Here is a 22,478-nt window from a genome sequence, read left to right as displayed (position 1 = left end):
CGACTCCCGGAGGCACTACCGCCATGCACCTCGACGCTCGTCCCGACTCCACCCGGAACCGCGGCGGCCCGATGGACCTGAGCGTCGTCCGCGCCGTCAGCCGTGCCGTCAGCGCCGCCCACCTGTTCATCTATCTCGCCCCGGAGACCGCCGAGGAGGCGGCCGAGCTCGGCGTGACCGACCGTGGGTCGGCGTACCTGGCACTACTTCAAGATCCGCGGTGTGGGCAGCGGCAAGCTCCTCGAGGTTGCCGGGCTGTCGCGCTCCGACGGAGGGGACGTCGGCATCTGGGTGGACGCGAATGCCCCGCAGCAGCACTGGGCGGTGACACCAACCGGCGGCTACCACCTGCTCGTCAACCGCTTCAGCGGCCTCGCGCTGAACGTCGGCGGCGGCTCCCAGGACGACGGTGCCGACGTCGACCAGTGGACGTACAACGCGGCTCCGCAGGAGCAGTGGCAGATCATCGCGTCCTGACCGCGGACGGCGGCCTGACGGTGGTCCGCTAGGTGGAGCAGCGCTTGCCAATACGGCCTTCCAGCTTCGTCAGTCGATGCACGACGACGTGTTTCTCCTGTACGCAGACCTGTGCGGATCGTTCGCGTCTGTCCGAAGCGAGCGGCAAGCAGCCCTAATCATTCAATGGGCGACTATTAACGGCAAAGCATCCGGAATCACCCGGAGTTCACCCTAGGCTCACCTCCTGTTTCTCAGGATCCGGGAGGTCCAGCGTGCCCCTGCCCCATCGGACGAGCGAGAGCGATCTCGTCCTGCCCAGCGGCTTTGAGGACATCGTCCGCGTCGTCGACCGTTATGTCGCCGACCGACGAACGGGGGTCCCGACCAGGCATCGCAGGGCGAGACACCGACTGCCCGCGCTGTTGTTCACTCGCGAGCGGGCGGCCGGCGCGACCCCGGAGGGCGACACCAGGGTCGGCGTCGCGGCAGGCGACGCCGGACGGGGCGAGCCGGACCCGGCGCTCTCGGCCCTGGTGCACGTCTACCACCACCGTCTGGTACGCCTTGGTTCCGGTGAAACCGGACACTTGGCCAGCCTCGCTCCGCACGCGATCGTCGACGAGGATCTGCTCACCTGCGAACCATCCGGGGAGAACGCCGACGAGCCGGACGGCCCGCATGTACGGCTGCTGGACCGGGTGGCGAGACAGCTCCGCGCCACCATGCCGGACGGTTCCGGCACCTTGCGTCTCCCCGAGTTCGACGTCTGCCTGGCGGTCCTGCGCGCCGGCATCGCTGCGGGAGACGTGACGGAGGAGCGGCGGGCGCTGCGGGACCACGTTTACGACAAGTGCGCTTGGAAGTTCGGCTTCGCCGCCGAGGTCAGCGCCCTCGGCAACGAACTGGGCGCCAAGCGCTGGTCGGCGATCACCAAGGTGATCACCACCCCGCTGGCGTGGCTGTGGCGGTGGCTGTACGGCCGCCGGATCGACCGCGGCCGCCGCTTCCGCTGGGTCGGCGGGATGCTGGACGAGCCGGGGCGCAGCTTCCTCAACGCCTCAATGTCGTTGCGGGACGCGCATGTGCGGTCCCGGGCCCAGGGCCGGGCCGATGAGGGAACGCCGGCTGATCCGGGGGCAGCGGCGGCCACCGCCAGGTCGGCGGCCTCCGCCGTGGCGGCCCGTGACGAGGCCGTGGTCCGGCAGATCCTGCTGACCGCTCTCATCCGCGACCTGGCTCGAGCGGCGCGCCCGCCGGTGTGGAGTGTGCGAGGGCCACGGCGGCGATGGCCCTTCGTCCTGCTGCTGCCGACGGTCGGCGGCGAGGACTCCCCCAGCCGCAGGCTCCTCAACTCCTTCTCCGCGGTGGCCGAGGAGACCGCGATCTGCCCGTTGTTCGTCCTGGGCGCCGCCACGGCCGACATCCCGCCGTACGCCGTCGGTCTGCCTCGGCCGGGCATCCCGGGCCAGGGCGTGCGGCCAGGCGGCCAGAGCGCCACAGCCCGGGCAGTGGGTTCGCTGCTCGCCGCGGGCGCTTGCGGGCAACCGGTCGAAGCCGTCTGTACGGTGCCGCTGTCACCGGTGCCCGACAACGGGACGAACGCCGAAAGGCCCGTTGTGCAGCGGCCCGTGCGCTCCAGGGAGGCTCGAGGACGCGACTGGCTTCGTCCCGGCGTCGCCACGACGGTCGCCCTGGCTGTGCTGGTCGGCCTCGGCACCGCACTCGTACACGTGCCCGGGCTCGGAGGGACACGCCATGCCCCCACTCCCACGCCCGTGTCCCGGTCCAGCGACACCTGGTGTCCCCGCGTCGACACCGGAGAACGCGTGGGACTCACCGACGGCAGCGACCGGTGCGACCTCGCCCACGGCTTGTACGCGCACGAACTGCGCTCCCTCGAAGACCGGTTGGGCCGGCAGAACGCGAAGGTCGACCGGAGCGAGCCATATCGCACGCTGGTCTTCTTCGCCCCGCTCAGCGTCGGCTCCGAGTCACGCCGGACCGTGCCCACCGGTTTCCAGATGCTTCGGGGCGCGCTGCTCGCCCAGAAGCAGGTCAACGACCTCCATCTCAACACTCAGATGCCGATCCGGCTGCTCATCGCCAACGCCGGGGAGTACTTCAGGTTCGGGTCGCACGGCGGGCTGAACCTGAAGAACGACAGCCGTGTGGACGTCGCTCGCATGATCATCAACCGAGTCCACCGCGACCACATCGCCGGTGTCATCGGCCTCGCGCAGAGCCGCCCGGAGTCCCTCCAGGCGGCCGTCGAACTCGACGCCCAAGGCGTCCCGGTCCTCGGCACCGGCGTCTCGGGCCAGCGCATGGTCAAGGACTCACCGGTGTCGTACTCCCAGCTCTCCGCCCCGGATGAGCGGGTGGCCCGCGTCATGGCGTCCTTCGCCCGACGCTCGCCCCGGCTGGCGGCCTTGGCCAAGGTCACCGCCGGGCATACGGCGCCCGCCGCCGTCCTGGTCTTCGACCCGAAGGACACCTACTTCAGCGTCGACCTGAAGGACCGGTTCACTCACGCCTACGGTTCGGCGGGGCCGGTCTACCCGGTGCCGTACGGCGAAGCGAGCAAGCAAACTCAGACGCCCTCCGTGGCAGCCAGTGTCTGCGCGCTCATCCGCAGGACCGACGGATTCATCCTCTACGCAGGCCGGTCCAGCGTCATGTACGACCTGTTCTACTACCTGCAGAACGACAAGCAGTGCCACACGCACCAAGGTCAGATCGCCGTACTGGCGGAAAGCCCCGCTCCCCATCTCATCCAGCACCCAGAGCTGATGGCGCAGCTGTACGGCTCCCTCCATCTCTTCTACAACCAGTCCGGCCTGCCCGAGGGCAAGGGCCCCTTCGCCGCGGGCTTCAAGAAGGAGTACGGAGTCTCTGCCGACAGCGACGCCGCCGGAGGCTACGACGCGGTCAAGGTCTATTTCCTGGTGATGAACGACATCATGGACACGGACCCGCAGTTCACCCCGAGCGCAGTCGTCACGTATCTCCAGACGACCGGACTCACCGACTTCGTGGGCGAGTCGGGGATCATGACCTTCGGCAAGGGTCGCAAGTACCCGGTGAACAAAGAGGTCGACATCCAGGAGATCACAAGCGACGGCACCACGATCAACGACCTGACCTGCGGGGCCGTCGAAGCGAAGGCGGCCCCTGTCACTCGGTGGGGACCGTCCGGGAACTTCATCTGCCCATCGGACGACTGAGGTCGACCGGCGGTCAGGCTGCGGCCCCCTCAGCACTCCGTAGGTCGAATCCGAACATACGTTGGCCAACTGCAGCCACAAACGAGGCGTGGCGGCTTCCGCAGGACGGGAGCCGCCACGCAAACGCATCCGCGACTGAATCCACAGCAGCCTCGCACCAGTGGCGGCTCATCGACCCAGCAAGGACAGGCCATTGAGCACGCCGCAAATCATGCGCAAGGCAACGCTGCCCACTCCAACAGGAGTTCACTGTTGCTGCCGGTGGTGGCCGCGTCCTCCTTTTCATCGCATCCAGCCGGCAACCCCGGCTACCCTCCGCCCACGGATCAGGACCACCCCCTCGTTCGCGACGTCTTCCCAGATCTCATCGCCGAGCTGACCACCCTCCTGGAAGATGAAGGAGAGCGCGAGCTGGCTATCTGCGCGTGGGATCTTCGCCTGGCTGACGAGTGCGGCTGCGCCGATGACTTCTGCCAGAGCATCCGTACGGCAGATCATCCGCGGGGGCAGCCGTACGGCCCGGGCCATCGGTGTGTGCCTCTCTCGCCCTCGAAAGGCATGCTGATCCTGGACGTCGTGGACGGCAGAATCATGCACATCGAGATACTCGACCGGCCGTTCATGCACCGCCAGGGTGGACAGGGATGCGTCTGAGTCGGAAGGCCTCTACCCGCACGGCGCATCGGCGACGGTCTCCTCACGCGACCCCTCCGTTGCAGTGCCACACTGAACGCATGGCGGAGACAGACAGGCAGCTAGCTCAGCGGCTGGAGGCGGCGATCACTGGCCTGCTCGAGCGCCGTGCCGAGGCCGCTTCGATCTGTCCGTCCGACGTGGCCCGTGAGGTCTACGAGGGTGACGACGAAGGCTGGCGGGAGCTGATGGAACCGGTCCGCCGAGCGGCATGGCATCTGGTGGCGGCCGGCCAAGTCGAAGTGACCCAGGGCGGTCGGCCCGTCACGGAGGCCGAGGCACACGGACCTATTCGCATCCGTCGCGCACGCCGGTAGCCCCGCTGCCGGCCGGCGTACCGCAATCACGTTGCAGGCCATCCCCGGCCTCACTGATTTCGCCGCCGACCCATCCACGCGATGAGGATGAGTTCCTGACGTCAAGAGGCCATGCGTCAACAGGCGGGGCAGGCCATGTCATGGCGGCCGCCGAGAGATGTGCGGCGCTCCCGCGCTGTCCCGACGGTCGGTGTGATGGTGCGGCTCTGCCGACTCGACTGCCTCCGGAGGCGACTTCCCCGAGGCACCGCCAGACCGAAATCCCCTGGGCGCTGGAAAGTGCGGGGGCCGGAGTTCATCGGTGTCTCACCGCTCACGTACGATTTCACCCGAGTGATTAGGCAAGGCTTACCTAAAATAATGGAGGTGTGGTGGGTTCCGAGATCCACCGGGACGCCTGGGGCATCCCGCACCTGCGGGCCGACGGCGTTCACGAACTCGCCCGTGCCCAGGGTGTGGTGACCGCCCGCGACCGGGCCTGGCAATTGGAGGTCGAACGGCACCGGGCTCAGGGCACCTCCGCGTCCTTCCTGGGGCCGCAGGCGCTGTCCTGGGACGTGTTCGCCCGCCGCGCGCGGCTCGACGACACGGCCCGGCGCTGCTGGGCCGCGCTGGAGGAACGGGACCCCGAGACGGCGCGATGGGTCCGGGCGTACGTCGACGGCGTCAACCAGGAGCTGCCCGCCACCACCGCTCCGGAGTTCACCCGTGCCGGCCTCACTCCAGGCAACTGGGAGCCCTGGACACCGCTCGGTGTCTGGCTCGCCACGCACATCCTGTTCGCCGGGTTCCCGGCCAAGCTCTGGCGGGAGCTGGCGGTACGGCACCTCGGTCCTCGGGCGGTAGGGCTGTTCGCCACGGACGGGCCCGGCACGGCCGGCAGCAACGGCTGGCTGGTCGGCGGGGCGCGAACCACGACCGGTCAGGCGATCATCGCCGGCGACCCGCACCGCTTCATCGAGGACCCCGGTGTCTACCAGCAGATCCACCTCAGCTGCCCCGACTTCGACGTGGTCGGCCTCGCCGTCCCCGGGATACCGGGCATCGCCCACTTCGGCCACACCGGCACGGTCGCCTGGGCCATCACCAACGCCATGGCCGACTACCAGGACCTTTACCGTGAGCGGTTGCGGCGGACCGGTGCGGGCGTGGAGACCCTCGGCCCGGACGGAGTGTGGCGGAGGGCGTTCCGGCGGGTGGAAAGCGTGCAGGTGGCAGGGGAGGCGCCCGCCGAGGCCGAGGTCATCGAGACGGAACGCGGACCCGTGATCGCCGGGGGACCGGAAGGGCTCGACGGCGGCGTATCGGACGACGAGCCGCCGGCCGTGGCCCTGCGCTACCCGCCCCGCGTGACCGGAGACCTCGGCTTCAGTGCCCTGCTCCCGCTCCTGCGTGCCCGGCGCACGGCCGACGTGGACAAGGCCCTCGATCTGTGGGCCGAGCCCGTCAACGTGGTCCTGGCCGCGGACATCGAGGGCGGAGTGCTGCACCGGGTCGCCGGTCGGGTGCCGATCCGTTCCGAGGCCAACCGCAACCGGCTCGTCCCCGCCTGGGAGTCCGGACACGAGTGGCGGGGCTGGCACGAGACACCCCGCGCCGAACCCGCCGGCGACGTCGCGGTGATGGCCAACCAGCGCGGCCTGGCCACGCCCCTCGGCGTCGAGTTCGCCCCGCCGCACCGCGCCGACCGCATCGCCGCCCTGCTGGCGGAGAAGGATCGCTGGTCACCCGCCGACATGCCCGCGATCCACCTGGACACCCATCTCGGCTCCGCCGCACCCCTGTTGGACCACCTGCGGGCCCTCAAGGACCTGTCCCCCACGGCCGCCGCCCTCCGCGACCGTCTCCTGCGCTGGGACCGCCGGATGGACGCGCAGAGCACCGACTCGGCCGTCTACGCAGCCGTGCGCGGCGCGGTCGTACGACGGCTCACCGCGCACCCGGCGTTCGCCGCGCTGGCAACCCCGGCCGCCTACCCGGAAGTTCTCCTACCCTGGCTCGCCCTGCTGCCCCGGATCGCCTTCGCCCTCGAACACCTGCTGCTTGCCGAGGAGTTGTACGGCGTCGACCGGCCGGCGATCATAGCCGCGGCCCTGGAGGAAGTGGCCGCCCGGCCACCGGCCGCCCCCTGGGGCGAGAGGCACCGGCTCGCCCCGTGGCGGGCGCTCGCCACCACCTCGGACGACGAACCCGGCCTCGCCGGCGACCACGACTGTGTGCTGTGCACCTCGTCCGTGCCCGGGCTGACCGATCTGAGCGCGCGGGCGCCCGCCGCCCGTTACGTGTGGGATCTGACACGGCGGGAGGACAGCCGATGGGTGGTGCCATTCGGGGCCTCGGGAGTGCCGGGCTCACCGCATCACCGCGATCAGCTCCCCCTGTGGGTCAGGGGTGATCTCGTCCCGGTCGTCACCGACTTCGAGCAGCTCACCAAGGAGAGCGATGTCTGATCTGTACGACTCCCGCGCCGCCGTCCACGAACAGCGCCTCGACGGCTTCGGCACCGTCCGCGTCCTGCCGCTCGACCCGCACGCGGACGCGGACGTCGTGCACCGTTGGGTGCGTGAGGAACGAGCCGTGTTCTGGGGCATGCAAGGGCTCGGCCGAGAAGACGTCGCCGAGATCTACACGCACATGGCCGGGCTCGCCACCCATCACGCCTTCCTGATCGTCAAGGACGGCGAACCGGTGGCGCTGCTCCAGACCTACGAGCCGCGGGCCGACCGCGTCGGTGAGTGCTACGAGGTGCGGGACGGGGACATCGGGGTGCATCTACTGCTCGCGCCCGCCGGTGAAGGCGGCGCACGGCCGGGATGGTCGCAGTCGCTGCTTGCGGTGGTGACCGGGTACGTGCTGCTGGGGGTGGGCCGACGCCGGATCGTCGTCGATCCCGATGTGCGCAACGCCAAGGCGATCGCCCGTTTTCTGCGGCAGGGCTTCGAGGCGGGGCCGGTGGTCGTCCTGCCGGAGATCGACCTCCCCGACGTGTACCTGCCCGAGAAGACGGCCCAACTCGCCTTCCTCGAGCGGACGGTGGTCTTCCCTGCGTGAGTCCTGAAGAGCGCAGGAAGGGAACAGGATCCCGGCGGGGCCTTCCAGGAGATGGCCGCCGCCCTGCATTGTGCTCCAGTTCACGCCGGCAGGAGTGGCATCGCAGGAACACTCCGAGGTGGTTGACCGTTCATCTCTACGTGGCTGCGGAGGGGACAGTGTCCCCGGGCCTCACCTTCCGCCCATGGGGACGATCGTTCGGCTGAAGCCCCATGGAGCATCCCGCCGAGAGGCGACCGCCCTCCGCACGCCACCGCTAGCGGCCCCGGCTGGTCTCCCCCGTCCAGCCGGGGCTCTACTCGGTAGGGGTGAAGCCCACCGGTGAACAGAACACCGGGCTGGGCGCGGTCCTCATCACCGACGTGATCCGAGCGCCGAACTGCCCGTATCTGCCGATCAGCGCACGGCGCTGACGCGCGAGGGCGGGGCTTGAGTGAGTGTCAGGTCCATCATGCCTGGTCGGAGACGTTTTCGGTAGGACGAAGCGCACGCCTGTACGGCCTTGTTGCGGGTGGCGTCCTGCCCGCAGACTCGTCGTCATCCACTCTCCGGCCCACGTGCCGGCATCCGTCGTCGGCTGCCGGCGCGTTCGCCGTGCTGTCTCGCCGTGGGACATGCGCCGGTCGGAGAGGGGCGGGGACGAAGGGGATCGATGGATCGGGACATGGTCGTGCTGGCGAAGGTCAAGTTGCTCGGTGCCAACCGTCGGGTGGGACCATGAGCGGATGTCCGAGGAACCGAACCCGATGGCCCGCCCGTGGCCGCTTGTGTCACCTGGGGTCACCGACTGGCTGTTGGAGCTGTGTGGCGACGGCCTGACCGGGTTCATGCCTCCGGCGATGCCTGACGCGGTGTGGGTGCTCAACGCCATGTACGAGCACGAGCAAGGGTCGACCGAAGTGTCTGACGACGAGTACCACCAGGCACGTCTGGCCGACGGAAGTACCCGACCCCACATTGTCAGAGGCCTCGACCTCGACGCCGTGAGCATCGCCACGGGGGGAGGTCTGGGTCGTGCCCGGCACCCCGGCCCTGGCTGGCGGCGGCTGCGATGGAGCGAGCTTGCTCGGCGAACCGGCGACCCGATAGTGCCCGACGGGCTGATGCCCTCCTACCGCTGCTTCCCCTCGGTCAAAAGGGAGGGCAGCTGGCCACTGAGCATGATCCCGCCGGCCGAAGGAAGCCTGGACCGGGAGACCTGGAATCGGCTGATCTCAACCCTCACCCAGTACAGCTCCGAAGGCTCGGACACCCGCTGCCTTGCCTACTACAGCCCGCTAACGCTGGGAGCCACTGACTTCGACAACCTCCACGTGCGTGCGGGTCGGCTCGGGGACGCCGAGGTCCTGTACGACCGGTCCGAAGCAGACTTCAGCCCGTCCAATCTTTGGGCCGATGACCGCTCCTGGGTCCTTTGCACCGACTACGACCTATGGGGCACCAAGGTCGTCGGGTCACCAGCCCTCATCAACGCATTGCTGAACGACCCCGAAATCGAGGCGGTTCCCCTGCCTTGGGCACACTGATGGCGAGCCGCCTGCAGGGGCCAAAAGCAGACCCAAACCGGTCGATCGACAAGATCCCGGCCGTTGCCGGCGTTTTCGGACGCTCGTGCAGGTGGCTCGGCATGCTGTTCGCCGACCGCGGCTACGCCCACTACAAGCACCGGCGCATGCGGTAGCGCGACTTCCGCGAGTGACCGCCGAACACCGCCAGCCCCACTGCACCGGTCGGGACACCTGTCGCTGGATCGTCGAGCGGAGGATCTCCTGGCTGCCCGCCCGGGTCCGCACTTACGGACATCGATCCGGGTAGCCACTTGCGGACATCGGTCAGGGCGTGTCGCCGGAGTGATAGAGCCGGCAGCTCACACCCGGACCCGGTGTGCGCGGCTCTCCGGGGTGCGGGTCGTAGAGCGCCCGCCCGCCGGGAAACTGCCCGAGCTCGGTGGACAGGGCCGCGCCGTTCTCGATCTCTTCTGGCCGCCAGCCCGTGATGTCCAGCAGCAGTCCGTCCAGCGGCCCACCTATGAGCAGGGCATAGGTCCGCTGCGGGCGCGGTCCTGGGTCAGGGTCGTCGTGGTCGTGGCCGTAGACCCGACCGCGCAGCAACTGCTCATCTCCGTTCATGCAGTGCAGCCTCTCAGCCGCCACTGACAATGCGAGCCTGCCGTCACCCCGGGCACTGGCCGGCGAACCCACTCGGTTCGGCAAACCGCCAGGGGCAGGGCACCTCCCTCTCAGGGGATCCTGGGCACATCGGCCGAGGATCGTGGCAGCTCGCAGCGCGGTGAGGTCCTCGACGCTCGGCGAGAGGGCCGACGGTTGTGGGCGGGCGCAGGTCAGGCCGCAACAGCCGCGGCTGACTCCCGACCGCCACCCAGCCGACCGTCCAGATCCCGTCGAACAGGCCAGGCAGCCGATCCGCGTACAGGCACCCAGCCTGCCGGTCGTTCCCGGAGGTGTGCCGCTTCCCCATGCGCCGCTGGCCCCCGGAGGCAACGACTTAGTAGGGCGCCGTCACCGCAAGGCGGGCGTATCGTCCGTGTATGAGTGATCTGCGGTGCGGCTGGTGCGGTGCCGGGCTGTCGGGGCCGGCGGCACACGGGCGCCGCTGCTGTGGGCGGGCGCACCGGCAGGCCGCCGTATGGCAGGCCCGGCGCCGGTGGCAGCGGGCTGCGCCCGAGCGGGAAGGGGTGCCCGGAGGAGATGGAGTCCTGCTGCCGCACGTAAATCGCCTCGCCCAGGGCTGTGGCAGCTCGCGCTGGCCGAGGCCGCTGGCGAGATGGCACTGCGCCACAGCTGCCCAGAATCCAGGCCTGGCCAGCGAGCTGATCCGTGCGGCGGTTGTCGCGGACCGGCGTTCCGGGGCGAGCTGTGCCCAGGCCGGTGCGGGGCTGGGCATCACCGCCGAGGCGGCCCGTGACCGCTTCGAGCGCACCCGCCGCGCGGCCCGCTCAGGCCGGGACGGGCGGTGAGTCGTGCAGAGGCCCACGGCCCAAGGCCCCGTGCACGGAATGGCGCCGCTGGATGACGTTCTCGCTGAGACGATGCGGGACACGAGGGCCTCAGTGGGGCTGCTGTACCTGCTGCAACCGGAGGAGCGGGTCCTGTGGCTGGTCCTGGCGGGCGGCGTATCGGAGAGGCTCGCCGCCCCGTGGGCCCGCATCCCAATGGACGCCGCGTTCCCGGTGGCGGACGCGGTGCGTGATCGGCATCCGGTCTGGGTGGGCGGCCAGGAGGACATCGCCCGCCGTTACCCGAGAGTCGGCATCGTCCTTCCCTATGACTTCAAGCTGGCCGCGGTCCCGATCACCGGCCACGGCACCGTGTGGGGCGGCATCGTGCTGCTGTGGCCCGTCTGGCACCCACCCGCTCTCAGCACGGCCGAACAGGAGACGATCGACACCTGCTGCCGCCGTGCGGCAGCGGTACTGCACCGGGCCGCCGACAGTGGCAACCCGCTGCATGCTCCGGATGAGCCCCGGATAGTCCCGCCGCCCCACCCCCAGGACGCCGATCCTGTGCAGGCCGCCGCGGCCCTGTCCTTCACCGCGCGCCTGCCGGTGGGCTGCTGCGCTCTGGACCTGGAGGGGCGGCTCACCTTCATCAACGCTGCCGGCGCCGATCTGGTCGGTGCCACATCTGGTTCCCTGCTGGGCTACCGTCCCTGGGAGGTACTCCGGTGGCTGCACGATCCGATGTTCGAGGACCGCTACCGCGCGGCGGTGGTGAGCCGCCAGCCCACCTCCTTCACCGCCAGGCGTCCGCCCGATGCCTGGCTGTTGTTCCAGCTCTACCCGGACGACAGCGGGATCAGCGTCCACATCACCCCGGCCGACAGGCTTCCGTCCGCCACCGCACCCCACCTGCCGCAGCCGGCCGAACCCATCGGTGCGACGGCCCTGTACCACCTCACACACCTGGCCACCGCCCTGGCCGAGGCCGCCGGTGTGCACGACGTGGTCGAGCTCGCGGCCGATCAGATCGTGCCCGCCTTCGGCCCCAAAGCACTGGCCCTGCTCACCGTTGACGAGGGGCGCCTGTGCATCACCGGCTACCGCGGCTACAGCGCCGAGCTGATGGCCCACTTCGAAGCCACCCCCATGACCTCCGACACCCCTGCCGTGCACGCCGTCACCACCGGCACTGCCGCCTTCTTCCCCACCTTCGCGGACCTCAGGAAGACCTACCCGCCGGCAGTGGACCAGGACGAGATGGCGTCCTGGGCGTTCCTTCCCCTGATCGTCTCCGGCCGTCCTGTCGGCACCCTCGTTCTCGCCTACGGCCTGCCCCGTATCTTCCCGCCCGCCGAACGCGCCCTGCTCACCTCACTGGCCGGGCTGATCGCCCAGGCCCTCGACCGCGCCCGCCTCTACGACGCCAAGAACGCACTTGCCCTCAGCCTGCAGGCCGGTCTGCTGCCCCGCACCCTGCCGCACATCCCCGGCCTCGAAACGGCAGCCCGCTACCGGCCCGCCGGCCGCGGCATCGACATCGGCGGCGACTTCTACGACCTCATCCCCTGTACGGACGGCACCGTCGTCGTGGTCATCGGGGACGTCCAGGGACACGACACCAGCGCCGCCGCCCTCATGGGCCAGGTCCGTACCGCCGTGCGCGCCAACGCCACCGCCGGCTCTTCACCCGGCGACGTCCTCGCCCGCACGAACCGCCTGCTGACCGACCTCGACACCGGGCTGTTCGCCAGCTGCCTCATCGCCCACCTCGACCTGCCCCATCATCGCGCCCTCCTGGCGACCGCAGGCCACCCACCACCCCTGCTCCGCCATCCCAGCGGTCGCGCCGGCACCCTGCGCCTGTCCCCCGGACTCCTGCTGGGCATCGACGCCGACTCCGACTACCCCACCACTGAAGTCCCCCTCCCACCCGGCGCCGTTCTCGCTCTCTACACCGACGGACTCGTCGAAGCCCCCAGCACCGACATCGACGACGCCACCACCGCGCTCGCCCACCGTCTCACCAGCGCGCAGGACGAGAACCTGGAAGCCCTGGCCGACAGCCTCCTCGACCACGCCGATCGATCCGCGCCCCGCCATGACGACATCGCGCTGCTCCTGGTCCGCCCGCACCGGTGACGGCAGTCCTGCGGGCGCAAGGACCATGCCGGCCGAGGACCGGCACCGCGACTCAGGCGGACGTGGCAGGCGCGCTGACGCAGGTCACCTCAGGCCCCCGACCCTCCTGCCGGACCCGGCTGCGAAGATCACGCCATGGATCTCGCTGACGCCCTCTCCGGCCTCGACGCCCACCCCTGGGCCTCCGTCTCGCACGCCTACGGCCCCGCCGAGGACCTGCCCGACCTGCTGCGTGCCCTCGCCGAGGGCGGCGGGGAGGCCGAGGAGGCCATGTCCGAGCTGTACTCGTGCATCCTCCACCAGGGCACGGTGTACTCCGCCAGCGTGGACGCCGTACCGTACCTCGCCCGCATCGCCGCTGCCGCCCGGCCCGGGACGACCGAAGTCCTGTGCCTGCTCGGTGGACTGGCCGAAAGCGATGATGAACGGGAGATCACGCCGGGCGCCGTCCGAGCCGCCGTCGCCACCCAAATCCCGTTGCTGATACCGCTGCTGGCACATGAAGACGCGAACGTCCGGATGCTCACCGCCTGGACGCTCGGCCACACCCGGAATACCGAGGCCGCCTCGGCAGCCCTGCGAAGCCGGTGGACGGCCGAGGCCGACCCCGGTGTCCGGGCTGAACTGCTCATCGCCCTCGGCCGGGTCGACCTTCCCGGCGCCGCTGTGGAGACGCGTGTGCTGTTCGGTGCGGACACGCCCGCTCCGCTGCGTCTGGCAGCGCTCCTCGTCGCTCTGGCCGCCGGTGAGCCGTGGACCGGCGCCCACCACGACGCCGCGCTCAACCTGCTTCCCGCCGGCGAACTCACCGTCGACCGGTACAGCATGCACCACCGACAGCCCCTGCACGTGATCGTCGACAGCCTGCTGGAGCGCGGCACCGAGGCTGACCGCGAGGCCGCTTTCGCCCTGTTGGACGCCGCCCTGCATGACGGCCGCCCCGAGGTGCGGGCCGAGGCACTCTCCGCGGCCGACCACGCCTGCTACCTCTCCCGCAGCGCTCCCCAACGACTCGTCCCGGCCATCGCCCCACTCGCCGCCGAGCACCCGGCGTCAACCCTGCTCGGCAAGCTCGGTCCGGCCGCCGCCGAGGCCGCGCCCGCCCTGGCCGAACTCGCCGCCCAGCCCGACGACGAGGCGGCTGACCAGGCGTTGGCCGTCCTCGTCCGGGTCGCGCCCCGCCAGGCCGCCCCGTTGCTCGCCCGGGACCTCGGCCGACGCCCCCGCGCCCTCGACGCCGCGGGAGACTTCCGAGCCCCCGCCTTCCCCTTCGACCCGGGCATGCTCTCCGCCGTCCGCGCACGCCTGGCCGCGGACGGGCTCGGCAACAACGAGACCGCCGACCTGGTCCACCTGCTCCGCCAGTGGGGCCCGCAGGCCGCTACCGCCTTGCCCGAGCTGTACGCCGTGCTGCCCCGCTTCCAGTACGCGGCCACCGCCATCGCCGCCGTGGCAGCCGCCGGCAGTCAGGCCCAGCGCGAGCAGGCCGGCGCCGTGCTGCGTGCCGCCGCCACGTCGCTGATGGTGGCGCGGGCCCACCACGACCTCACCGGCGCAACCGACGTCCTGCTCGACGCCGTCGCCGAGGCGGTCGCCGCCGGCCCGCGCGAGGTCACCGAAGCCGCCGAGGCCGCCGCAACCCTGGGCGCGACGGCCGCCGGGCTACTCCCCACCCTGCGGGCGGCCGTCAGCCAGGACGCCGAGCCGACCACCCCGCAACTGGACCGCGACATCGCGATCGCCACCGCCGTGTGGCGGATCGACGGCGACACCGAGGAAGCCGTCACGATCCTGGCCTCCGTTCTCGACCGCACCACTGTCAACCAGCCCTGGTACCGGTGGACCGTCGTCCGCGCCATCCGGGCGACCGCCCTCCTCGGCGCGGCCGCCCGGCCCCTGATCCCCCGGCTGGAACAACTGCTCGCCGACCCCGAGAAGGCCCCTGCCGCCGCCCTCGCCCTGCTCGCCATCACCGACCCCGACGTCGTCGACGTCGGCCACCTCGCCGAGGCAGCCCTCCATTCCGCCGAAATCGGGGCGGACATCTCCGGCGCCTGCGAGGCGCTCCAAGCTCTCGGCTCCACCGCCCTGAGTACCAACCAGCGCCGCCGCGTCGCCGAACTCGCCGAACAGGACCGGCGCATCGTCGCCTCAGGCATCGCGAACAGCATCATCCGCGAGGACGAACGGCTGCGCGCCATCCTGACCGCCATCTGATCCCTGGGCCGGGGCGGCGGACGAGTGATCTGTCGCCGCCCCGGCCCGACCCGGAGGGCGTGCTGCGCATGGATCCTGCTGCTGACGGCGACGTCCGCAGTCGGGCGAACAGGAAGCGAATCGCCTCTGCCAGGGACCTTTCTGCCTGTCAGCATGACTACCAAGTCCGTTTGGCAGGCTTGAGGAGCCAAGCGCGTAAGGCCACAGCGAGGAGTCGAGTTGTTGCGTTGTGAGGCGGTCGGCAAACGTTACGGCGGAGGACGATGGATCCTCCGGGACGTCCACATGGAGGTTGCGGCCGGTGACGTGCTCGCGGTGGTGGGTAGCAATGGTTCGGGGAAGTCCACCTTGTTGAGGATGCTCGTCGGACTGTCGCAGCCCACCACCGGGAGCGTGTCGGGCCGACCACCGCGCATCGGTTACGTACCGGACCGATTCACCGTCCACGACCGCATCTCGGCCGTCTCCTATCTCACTCACATGGGGCGGATCCATGGCTTGGCGGCCTCCGCCGCACGTGACCGAGGCCATCAACTGCTGGACCGGCTGGCCCTGGAGGGCGAGCGGGACGCGTCGCTGCGTACGCTCTCGAAGGGCAACGCGCAGAAGGTGGTGCTCGCCCAAGCCCTTCTCGTTCAGCCCGACCTGTTGGTCCTCGACGAACCCTGGTCAGGCCTGGATGCCACGGCCCACGGCGTCCTCGCCGAGTTCATCGACGAAGTGGCCGCACAGGGCGGGGCAGTGGTCTTCACCGATCACCGCGAGGCGATCACCGAGTCACACGCCCGCGGCACCTACACCATCGGCGACGGCAGGGTCACCCTGCACGGCGGCCCCCAGGACGGGAGCCGGACCTCGATGGCCGAGCTGGTCCTGACCGTGCCGCCCACCGGCGTCATTCCGTCCGAGGTGAACTGGTCCATGCTGCCGGGCGTGACGGACACCGCGCGGCGCGGAGGGGAGGTCGTCCTGCAGGTCAGGCGAGAGCACTCGGACGCCGTGCTGCTGACGGCGCTGCAGCATCGGTGGTCGGTAGTGAGCCTGGCCGGGGCCGCAGACGAACGCACTCTCCGGCGCGATGCCGGGAGGACCGCCCCGTGATCTCCCTGGTCCGCTACATGTCCACCGTGCTGCTGCTCTCCCAGCGCTACCTGGCACCCTTGCTGCTGTTCCTCGGTCTGGTGGTCGTGCTGACCAGCAGCGACACGGGCCCGCTCACCGCGACCTACGCCTCGGTGGCCGGGGCCATGCTGCCGTGCTCGATCTGGCTGACCATGACACTGATCGGCCTCGAGGACCAGGCGCACCGCTCGATCGTCGTCGTCAGCGCCGGCAGCCATCTGCGCGTCCTGCTCGCGACAGTCGTCACGGCCGCAGTGTGGTGCCTGCTGCTGATGCTCGCCGGCCTGGTGCTGCCGCTGATGTTCGGGACCCACACAGCCGGCCTCGCGGATGTGGCGCTGGGAACCGAGGCCCAACTCACCTGTGCCCTCGCGGGGATGGCTATCGGGCTGGTCTGCTCGCGGTTGGTGCTCTCGCGGCAGGGCTACGCGCTCGCCGTCTCCCTGCTGCTCCTACTCGCCGTCCTGCTGGGCAAAGGCGTTTCCCCGGTCAACATCATGCTCACCCACCTGCAGAACACGCCGGACTCGGCGGACGCCCTGGCCCCCACGGGCGCTCTACTCGCCGTCAATGTGGGCTTCTTGGCGGCTGCAGTCGCCATTGCACAGGCATTCACCCGCCGAAAGGCATGAAGTCTGCAGCGGCGTGCCCGCACCAGTGCAGGCTGCAACCACCACGGCGGCGTCCTCGGCCAGCGTCGGCGGGCGCTCGCGCGTGGGCTACGCGCACGAACAGACGCCTGGGCCGGGCAGGTCACGGCAGATCCGCGACGGGAGCACGCGGGCGTGAGGGCCAAGGCCCGGCTGTGGCGCGGGCGTTGTCAGGAGCCACCGCTCCCGCCGGGCATCCTGATCGCCTCCACGACGACGGTGCGCTGCCGAACGTCCAAGCGCAGCTGCGCGACGAGCCACTCCGCTACCGCCGGGTCAGACGGTCCCGCGTCTGGATCGGGCCTCGGCCCCCGCCACCGCCCCCGGTCTCACTTCTGGTTGATCCTGTCGGCGGCGAAGCGCGCGCCCTGCTCGACGCTGCCGTTGAGGTGGTAGGTCAGGTGCGCTGCGCTGTTGCGGCCGTTGCCGCAGACCGGGTCGCCGGTGTTGCAGAACTCCTTGGCCTTGGCACCGAACAGGTCGCTGGCCGAGGCAATGGTGCGGCCCGACAGCCGTAGGGGGTTGCCGAAGACGACAACTGCCTTGACTCGGCTCGCGAGTTGCGGAGGAATGGTGCGGCCGGTGCCGAGCCGAGTCGGGATCCCGAGGGCGATGTCAGTGACGCTGCCGCCCTGGGAGTAGCCGCCCAGGACGAAGGAAGTGGCGGGGCAGTTGGCCGCGGTGGTCTTGACGTGGTCGGTCATGTCGGTGGCTCCGGGCCCAGCGCTCGTCTGCGAGAAGTTCGCCGCGTAGTCGACGGCGTACGACGACACCGTCTTGCCCGGCAGAGCGCTCTTGATGCCTTTCACGAGTGAAGTTCCCGTGATGCCCAGCCCCGGAGCCTCTCCGGTGCCGCGTGCGAAGACGACCTCGACGTTCGGACACGGCGCCGCGGACGCGAGGGAGGGCAGCAGGGAGATACCGGCCGCGCTCAGCGCGCCGACACCGGCGAGGGACACGAGGGTGAGACGACGCCGTGAAGCGTGACGGGACATGGGGGTTCCTCTTTCTCGAGCGGTGGTGCGGGCGCTCCGGACGGGATCCGTCCGCCGAACACAACAGCACCGTAGGAAGCACCACGCCCCACGCGTATCGGTGAAATCACCAGTCGGCCACCGGGCGCCCGCTGTTGGACATGCAGTCAGCAATGCCGGAGAACGCGCCCGCGCGCGACGCCCGATCGCTACCATCGGCACGGCAAGGCCACAGAGAGCGGTGGTGCGCGTGGGGCATGAGTCACCTGGCACGGATCCCGACCGACGAGGCGCTCTTGCTGCACAGGGCGAGCAACTGCCGCCCGCGCAGGAGGAGATGCCGCTCGGGCTTCGGCTCCTGCGCGACGGCCCCGTCGCCGACGCCCACCACCTACTGCTCCTCGCCTCACGGACCCTGAGGGCGACCGACGTCGTCCGCTCGCGCGAAGCCGGCGTCCAAGCCTCGCTGGCTGCATGGTCCGCCGGCGACCGCGAGGGTTACCTGACTGCACTGAACGCGCTGACCCCTCCAGCCGGTGAGATCCCCGCCGCGGACACCCACGACCCGATCGACGCCTTCTGGAGCGCCTACAGCGACGGCATGCGCAGCGTCCTGCACGGCGATTTCGAGCACGCCGAGGCTCTGCTGGGCCCGGTACTGACCGTGCTGAGCGCGCAGCAGCAGCCCTCGCGGCTGCTGTCCGCGGGCACGATCGCGCTCATTCTTGGCGACCTTGCGACAGCACGGCAGGTCCTCGGCCAGGCGCTGGCCACCGCCCGCTCCGAAGCGACGCCGACGCTCCTGCCCCGCATCCTGGAACACCTCGCCTACGCCGAACTGCGCGCGGGCCGCCACCACCAGGCCCGCGTCCACGCCGAGGCGGGTCTCGAGGCGGCCGCGGAACATCCGCAACGCAATGTGACGGCCGGCCTGTCCGCCATCCTCGCCTTGGCCGCCTCCATCGCGGGCGATCCGACCGCCGTGGCCGCGCACGCGCAGGCGGCCCTGCACATCGCTCACGCCCACGGACTCAGCCAGGCCAGGACGCTCGCCGAATGGGCCAGGGCCCGCGCGGACCTCGGCCACGGCAACGCGGATCACGCCGCCGCACGACTTGCCCCACTCGTCGCGGCAGGACCGCGGCAGGGTCACTTCGGCCTGCGCATGCTGGTGGTCCCCTGCTATGTCGAGGCTGCGGTCCTCGCAGGCTGCGACGTCGATGCGCACGAGGACGTGGAGCAACTCCTGGGGCAGTACGCCCGGTGGGCCTCGCTGGGCGCCGACCCGCAGGCGCCCGCGATCGTACTGCGCTGCCGTGCCCTGCTGGCGGGCGACGAACACAGCGAGGGCCTCTTCACCTCGGCCTTGGCGGAGCACGAGAGGGTGGACAGCCCCTACGAGCACGCTCGCACTCACCTCGCGTACGGGATGTGGCTGCGCCGCCGACGCCGTTTCGTGGAAGCACGCTCCCAACTGCGCAGCGCTGTCATCGGGTTCGATCACTGCGGCGCTGACGTCTGGACACAGCAGGCCGACGCCGAACTGCGGGCGGCCGGGGAGACACCCCTGACCGACCCTTCGCCCGGATCCGGCCCGCAATCGCTCCCCCAGCTCACCCCGCAGCAACTGCGCATCGCCCACTCGGTGGCTCAGGGCGCCACCAACCGCGAAGTGGCGCGCCAGCTGTCGATCAGCACCCGGACCGTCGAGTACCACCTGCGCAACATCTTCACCCAGCTCGGCGTGCGCTCCCGGGTGGCCCTGGCCCGCCGACTCGAGTCTTGAAGGCCGACGGCAGGAGAGGGGCCGTTTGCGATTCTCGGTACGCGCTGCGTGGCGCCGGGAACCCGTAGCGGCATGAAGCTGATCAGCGAACGCGGAAGCGCGGGACGGGCGCCGGGACCATGGATGCGCTACGGCGCCAGCGCCGTAGCGGTGGCCGCCACGGCCGTGGCGGGAGCCGGCGCCGTCGATGCCGACAGTGCCTGGTACAGGTCCCTGCGCAAGCCCGTGTGGCAGCCGCCGTCGTGGGCGTTCGGCGTCGTTTGGACACCGTTGTACGCCACGATCGCCTACGCCGCCGGCCACGCTCTGGGCACCGCCCCCGACCGGCGCGAGCGCAACCGCCTCGCCACCAGCCTGGCCCTCAACCTGGCACTCAACGCCGGATGGAACTGGCTCTTCTTCGGTCTGCGCAACCCCAAGGCCGGTCTGGCCGGCACGCTGCTCCTCAACCTGAGCAACGCGCAACTCCTCCGTCGCACCGCCCGCACCGACACGGCCGCGGGCCGTGCCCTCCTGCCCTACGCGGGATGGTGCGCCTTCGCCACCGCCCTGAACGCCTCCCTCGTCCGGCAGAACACCACGCGCTGACGGTCCCCTCCCGAAAGCACCCGCGGGCCCCGGACGGCCCCGGCCCTTGGCCGCCACGTGGCGGCCCGGGCCCCGGCGCCCCGATCACGCACCAGCGCCCCACTCCTACGGAAAACGACAGCAGCGCCTGAGCGCACTCGCGGGAACACACACCGGCCGGGGAGAATGAAGGCGTCGATACTCGGTCCGGTGGCCGTCCTCATGGACCGCACCAGGGACGCCGTCCGCTTGGCCAGGGAAACGACCGGCCCTTCCGGTCCCTGGGATGAGGACAAGTCCATGGACCTCGAAATCTCCTTGCTCGGGTCCCGGAAAATGCCCGCCGTCTCGTGGAGATGGAGATATGCCAGCGTTTGCCACGAAAAGGCTGCGGCACTCGGTCACCGAGACGGTCCCGTCCCCTCCGGGGCAACCGTCGCCGTGAGATGCACCGGCCAGGCGCATTGATGTCCAGCCCGCCGACGAGGCAGAACCGAGGCGATCGATGACGACGATCGGTGTGGAAGAGGAGTACCTGCTACTCGACCCGGTCACGGGTCTCCCGGTTCCCATGGCGGACAAAGTGCGCGCCGCGGCCGGCCTGGGGCATCTCGTGTCCGACCGAGAGGTGCACAGCGAGCTGCTGCAGGCGCAGGTGGAGGTGGCCACCTCGGTGTGCGGCACTCTGGACGAGGTCGGCGGACACCTGTACCGGTTGCGGCACGCCATCGGAACGGCCGCCGAGGCGCACGGTTGTCGGATCGCGGCCTGCGGCACACCCCCGCTGCGCCACGGTCACCCCGTGGCCGTCACCGACCAGGCCCGCTACCGCGCCATGCTCACCCAGGCACCCCAGCTCGTGGCGGAGCAGCTGGTCAACGGCATGCATGTACACGTCGGCGTCCCCAGCCGGGAGACCGGCGTGCGGATCATGAATCGGATCCGGGTGTGGCTGCCGACCCTCACCGCCCTGTCCGCGAACTCTCCGCTGTGGGACGGCCACGACACCGGCTTCGCCAGCTGGCGCACCGTGATCTTCAGCCGCTGGCCCGTCAGCGGAATGCCTCCACATTTCGCCGACATCGCCGACCATGACCGGCGCGTACAGCAACTGCTCGACAGCGGTCTGATCTCGGACACCGGTCAGTTGTACTGGCAGGCCCGCCTTTCGGAGCGGTATCCCACCATCGAGGTGCGGTGCCTGGACGTACAGCTGCGCGCTGACGACGCCGTGATGCTCACGGGCCTCGTCCGGGCGCTGGTGGAGACCGCGCTTGCGGAGGTGACCGCCGGAGCTCCCACGCTCGACTGCGACCAGGAACTGCTGCAGGCGAGCATGTGGCATGCCGCCCGCCACGGGCTGAGCAGCACCCTGGTCGACCCCGCGGGCCGACAACGCCGGGCCGGGGAAATGTTGTACGAGCTCCTGCGGTATATCGCTCCCGCACTCGATGCCTCCGGCGACAGCCGACAGGTGACGGCCCTGGTCCACCGGCTCCTCCAAGACGGCACCGGCGCGGACCGGCAACGCGCCGCCCTCCTCGAAGGCGGCCTGCCCGCCGTCACCGCCTTGGTCCTCGCCCAGAGCACCCTGCCCTGAGACACCGCCACCGCGAGACGCCGGCTGAGCCGATACATTCTCCGTCGGCCCGCGATGGGACAGGCGAGCAGATGGCTCTCAAGAGGTCAGCTGCCTGGGTCCGCCGCCCAAGATGGCGATCTTGCGGGGCTTGGCGTGTGCGGCCAGCGGGATGCGGAGGGTGAGGACGCCATTGTCGTAGGCCGCCTCCGTGGCAGCCGTGTCCAGGACGTCGGACAGGGCCAGGCGACGGGTGAAGCGGCCGGTGGGTCGCTCATTGAGTACGGCCCGAGCGTCGGGCGGGATCGGGGAAGGCCGCTCGGCGCTCAGGGTCAGCGTGTGCCGCTCCGTGGTCAGCTCGATCGTGGAGCGGTCCATGCCGGGCAGGTCGAACTGCAGGTAGAGCGCTTCGTCATCACGCCAGGCATCCGCCGGTATGACGCTGTCCATCGAGGCGTCGGCATGCGCGAGCTGATGCATGAGCCGGTCGAGGTCACCCAGAACGCCCGTACGCGCAAGCATGTTCAACTTCTCCCTCCCTGGGGGGGCAGCCCACAAGGACTGCGGCCCGTCGCTTGAGTGCGCCTATCCATATACCCCGCCCGGCGAATAACTGCCAAGTACCGACTTCAGGAAGTTGATAGCAGAGGACTCAATGGCCTGTCGGGGATGCGATGGTTCGGTTGCGCCGACAGCCCTGGCGGGCGTCCCCGGCCAGCGCGACGGGATGCCTGGAGGGGC

The 22,478-nt window shown here is 70.4% G+C and carries 17 protein-coding genes and 1 pseudogene; 15 read left to right on the top strand and 3 right to left on the bottom strand.

Annotated features, from left to right (window positions below):
- Positions 1–204: 204 nt before the first annotated feature.
- The 7 genes and pseudogenes from ACIGDI_RS27690 to ACIGDI_RS27660 all read left to right on the top strand — a co-directional run.
- Positions 205–477 (top strand): annotated as a pseudogene (locus ACIGDI_RS27690) (RICIN domain-containing protein); the annotation flags it as partial.
- A gap of 254 nt (positions 478–731) precedes the next feature.
- The gene (locus ACIGDI_RS27685) at positions 732–3,683 is read left to right on the top strand and encodes a hypothetical protein (RefSeq protein ID WP_399901856.1); all 2,952 of its coding nucleotides are present in this window, start codon (positions 732–734) and stop codon (positions 3,681–3,683) included.
- A 252-nt stretch (positions 3,684–3,935) separates the two neighbouring features.
- The gene (locus tag ACIGDI_RS27680) at positions 3,936–4,337 is read left to right on the top strand and encodes a hypothetical protein (protein ID WP_399901853.1); all 402 of its coding nucleotides are present in this window, start codon (positions 3,936–3,938) and stop codon (positions 4,335–4,337) included.
- A gap of 80 nt (positions 4,338–4,417) precedes the next feature.
- Positions 4,418–4,693 carry a DUF3253 domain-containing protein gene (locus ACIGDI_RS27675; protein WP_399901851.1) on the top strand — a complete coding sequence of 92 codons (276 nt, stop codon included), beginning with the start codon at positions 4,418–4,420 and terminating at the stop codon, positions 4,691–4,693.
- Positions 4,694–5,064: 371 nt separating this feature from the next.
- Complete coding sequence (locus ACIGDI_RS27670; protein ID WP_399901848.1) at positions 5,065–7,143, top strand: penicillin acylase family protein; 2,079 nt, start codon at positions 5,065–5,067, stop codon at positions 7,141–7,143.
- Positions 7,136–7,744, top strand: a complete 609-nt coding sequence (locus tag ACIGDI_RS27665) for a GNAT family N-acetyltransferase (protein ID WP_399901845.1) — start codon at positions 7,136–7,138, stop codon at positions 7,742–7,744. The genes ACIGDI_RS27670 and ACIGDI_RS27665 overlap by 8 nt, the downstream gene beginning before the upstream one ends.
- 725 nt (positions 7,745–8,469) lie before the next feature.
- Complete coding sequence (locus ACIGDI_RS27660; protein WP_399901842.1) at positions 8,470–9,270, top strand: hypothetical protein; 801 nt, start codon at positions 8,470–8,472, stop codon at positions 9,268–9,270.
- A gap of 306 nt (positions 9,271–9,576) precedes the next feature.
- Here the strand turns inward: ACIGDI_RS27660 and ACIGDI_RS27655 are convergent, their stop codons facing one another.
- Positions 9,577–9,873, bottom strand: coding sequence for a hypothetical protein (locus tag ACIGDI_RS27655; RefSeq protein WP_399901839.1), 297 nt, complete (start codon positions 9,871–9,873; stop codon positions 9,577–9,579).
- Positions 9,874–10,292: 419 nt separating this feature from the next.
- On the opposite strand from ACIGDI_RS27655, the gene ACIGDI_RS27650 reads away from it, so the two are divergent.
- The 5 genes from ACIGDI_RS27650 (at position 10,293) to ACIGDI_RS27630 (ending at position 16,813) form a co-directional block, all read left to right on the top strand.
- Complete coding sequence (locus ACIGDI_RS27650; RefSeq protein WP_399901836.1) at positions 10,293–10,721, top strand: hypothetical protein; 429 nt, start codon at positions 10,293–10,295, stop codon at positions 10,719–10,721.
- Between the two features lie 72 nt (positions 10,722–10,793).
- A complete protein-coding gene (locus ACIGDI_RS27645) occupies positions 10,794–12,842 on the top strand; it encodes a SpoIIE family protein phosphatase (protein WP_399901833.1) in 2,049 nt (682 codons plus the stop codon).
- A gap of 135 nt (positions 12,843–12,977) precedes the next feature.
- The gene (locus ACIGDI_RS27640) at positions 12,978–15,059 is read left to right on the top strand and encodes a HEAT repeat domain-containing protein (protein ID WP_399901829.1); all 2,082 of its coding nucleotides are present in this window, start codon (positions 12,978–12,980) and stop codon (positions 15,057–15,059) included.
- Between the two features lie 267 nt (positions 15,060–15,326).
- Entirely contained in the window at positions 15,327–16,160 is an 834-nt protein-coding gene (locus tag ACIGDI_RS27635) for an ATP-binding cassette domain-containing protein (RefSeq protein WP_399902257.1), read from the top strand.
- Positions 16,157–16,813, top strand: coding sequence for a hypothetical protein (locus ACIGDI_RS27630; RefSeq protein ID WP_399901826.1), 657 nt, complete (start codon positions 16,157–16,159; stop codon positions 16,811–16,813). The genes ACIGDI_RS27635 and ACIGDI_RS27630 overlap by 4 nt, the downstream gene beginning before the upstream one ends.
- A gap of 347 nt (positions 16,814–17,160) precedes the next feature.
- Here ACIGDI_RS27630 and ACIGDI_RS27625 read toward each other — a convergent pair whose 3' ends face one another.
- Entirely contained in the window at positions 17,161–17,826 is a 666-nt protein-coding gene (locus ACIGDI_RS27625; protein ID WP_399901823.1) for a cutinase family protein, read from the bottom strand.
- Between the two features lie 316 nt (positions 17,827–18,142).
- Here ACIGDI_RS27625 and ACIGDI_RS27620 point away from each other — a divergent pair, with 316 nt between their 5' ends.
- From ACIGDI_RS27620 to ACIGDI_RS27610, 3 genes are all read left to right on the top strand, one after another.
- Positions 18,143–19,591: a LuxR C-terminal-related transcriptional regulator gene (locus ACIGDI_RS27620; RefSeq protein WP_399901820.1), complete on the top strand. Its 1,449-nt coding sequence runs from the start codon at positions 18,143–18,145 to the stop codon at positions 19,589–19,591.
- 72 nt (positions 19,592–19,663) lie between these two features.
- Positions 19,664–20,179 carry a TspO/MBR family protein gene (locus tag ACIGDI_RS27615; protein ID WP_399901817.1) on the top strand — a complete coding sequence of 172 codons (516 nt, stop codon included), beginning with the start codon at positions 19,664–19,666 and terminating at the stop codon, positions 20,177–20,179.
- Between the two features lie 484 nt (positions 20,180–20,663).
- Positions 20,664–21,758 carry a glutamate--cysteine ligase gene (locus tag ACIGDI_RS27610; RefSeq protein WP_399901814.1) on the top strand — a complete coding sequence of 365 codons (1,095 nt, stop codon included), beginning with the start codon at positions 20,664–20,666 and terminating at the stop codon, positions 21,756–21,758.
- Positions 21,759–21,836: 78 nt separating this feature from the next.
- On the opposite strand, the gene ACIGDI_RS27605 is transcribed toward ACIGDI_RS27610, so the two are convergent.
- Complete coding sequence (locus ACIGDI_RS27605; protein WP_399901811.1) at positions 21,837–22,259, bottom strand: Hsp20/alpha crystallin family protein; 423 nt, start codon at positions 22,257–22,259, stop codon at positions 21,837–21,839.
- Positions 22,260–22,478: the final 219 nt, after the last annotated feature.

The sequence above is a fragment of the Streptomyces sp. NPDC085900 genome, assembly GCF_044540925.1.
Classification (GTDB): Bacteria; Actinomycetota; Actinomycetes; order Streptomycetales; family Streptomycetaceae; genus Streptomyces; species Streptomyces gilvifuscus.
The sequence above is the reverse complement of the archived record's forward strand: the minus strand, read 5'-3'. Positions and strand labels throughout refer to the sequence as shown.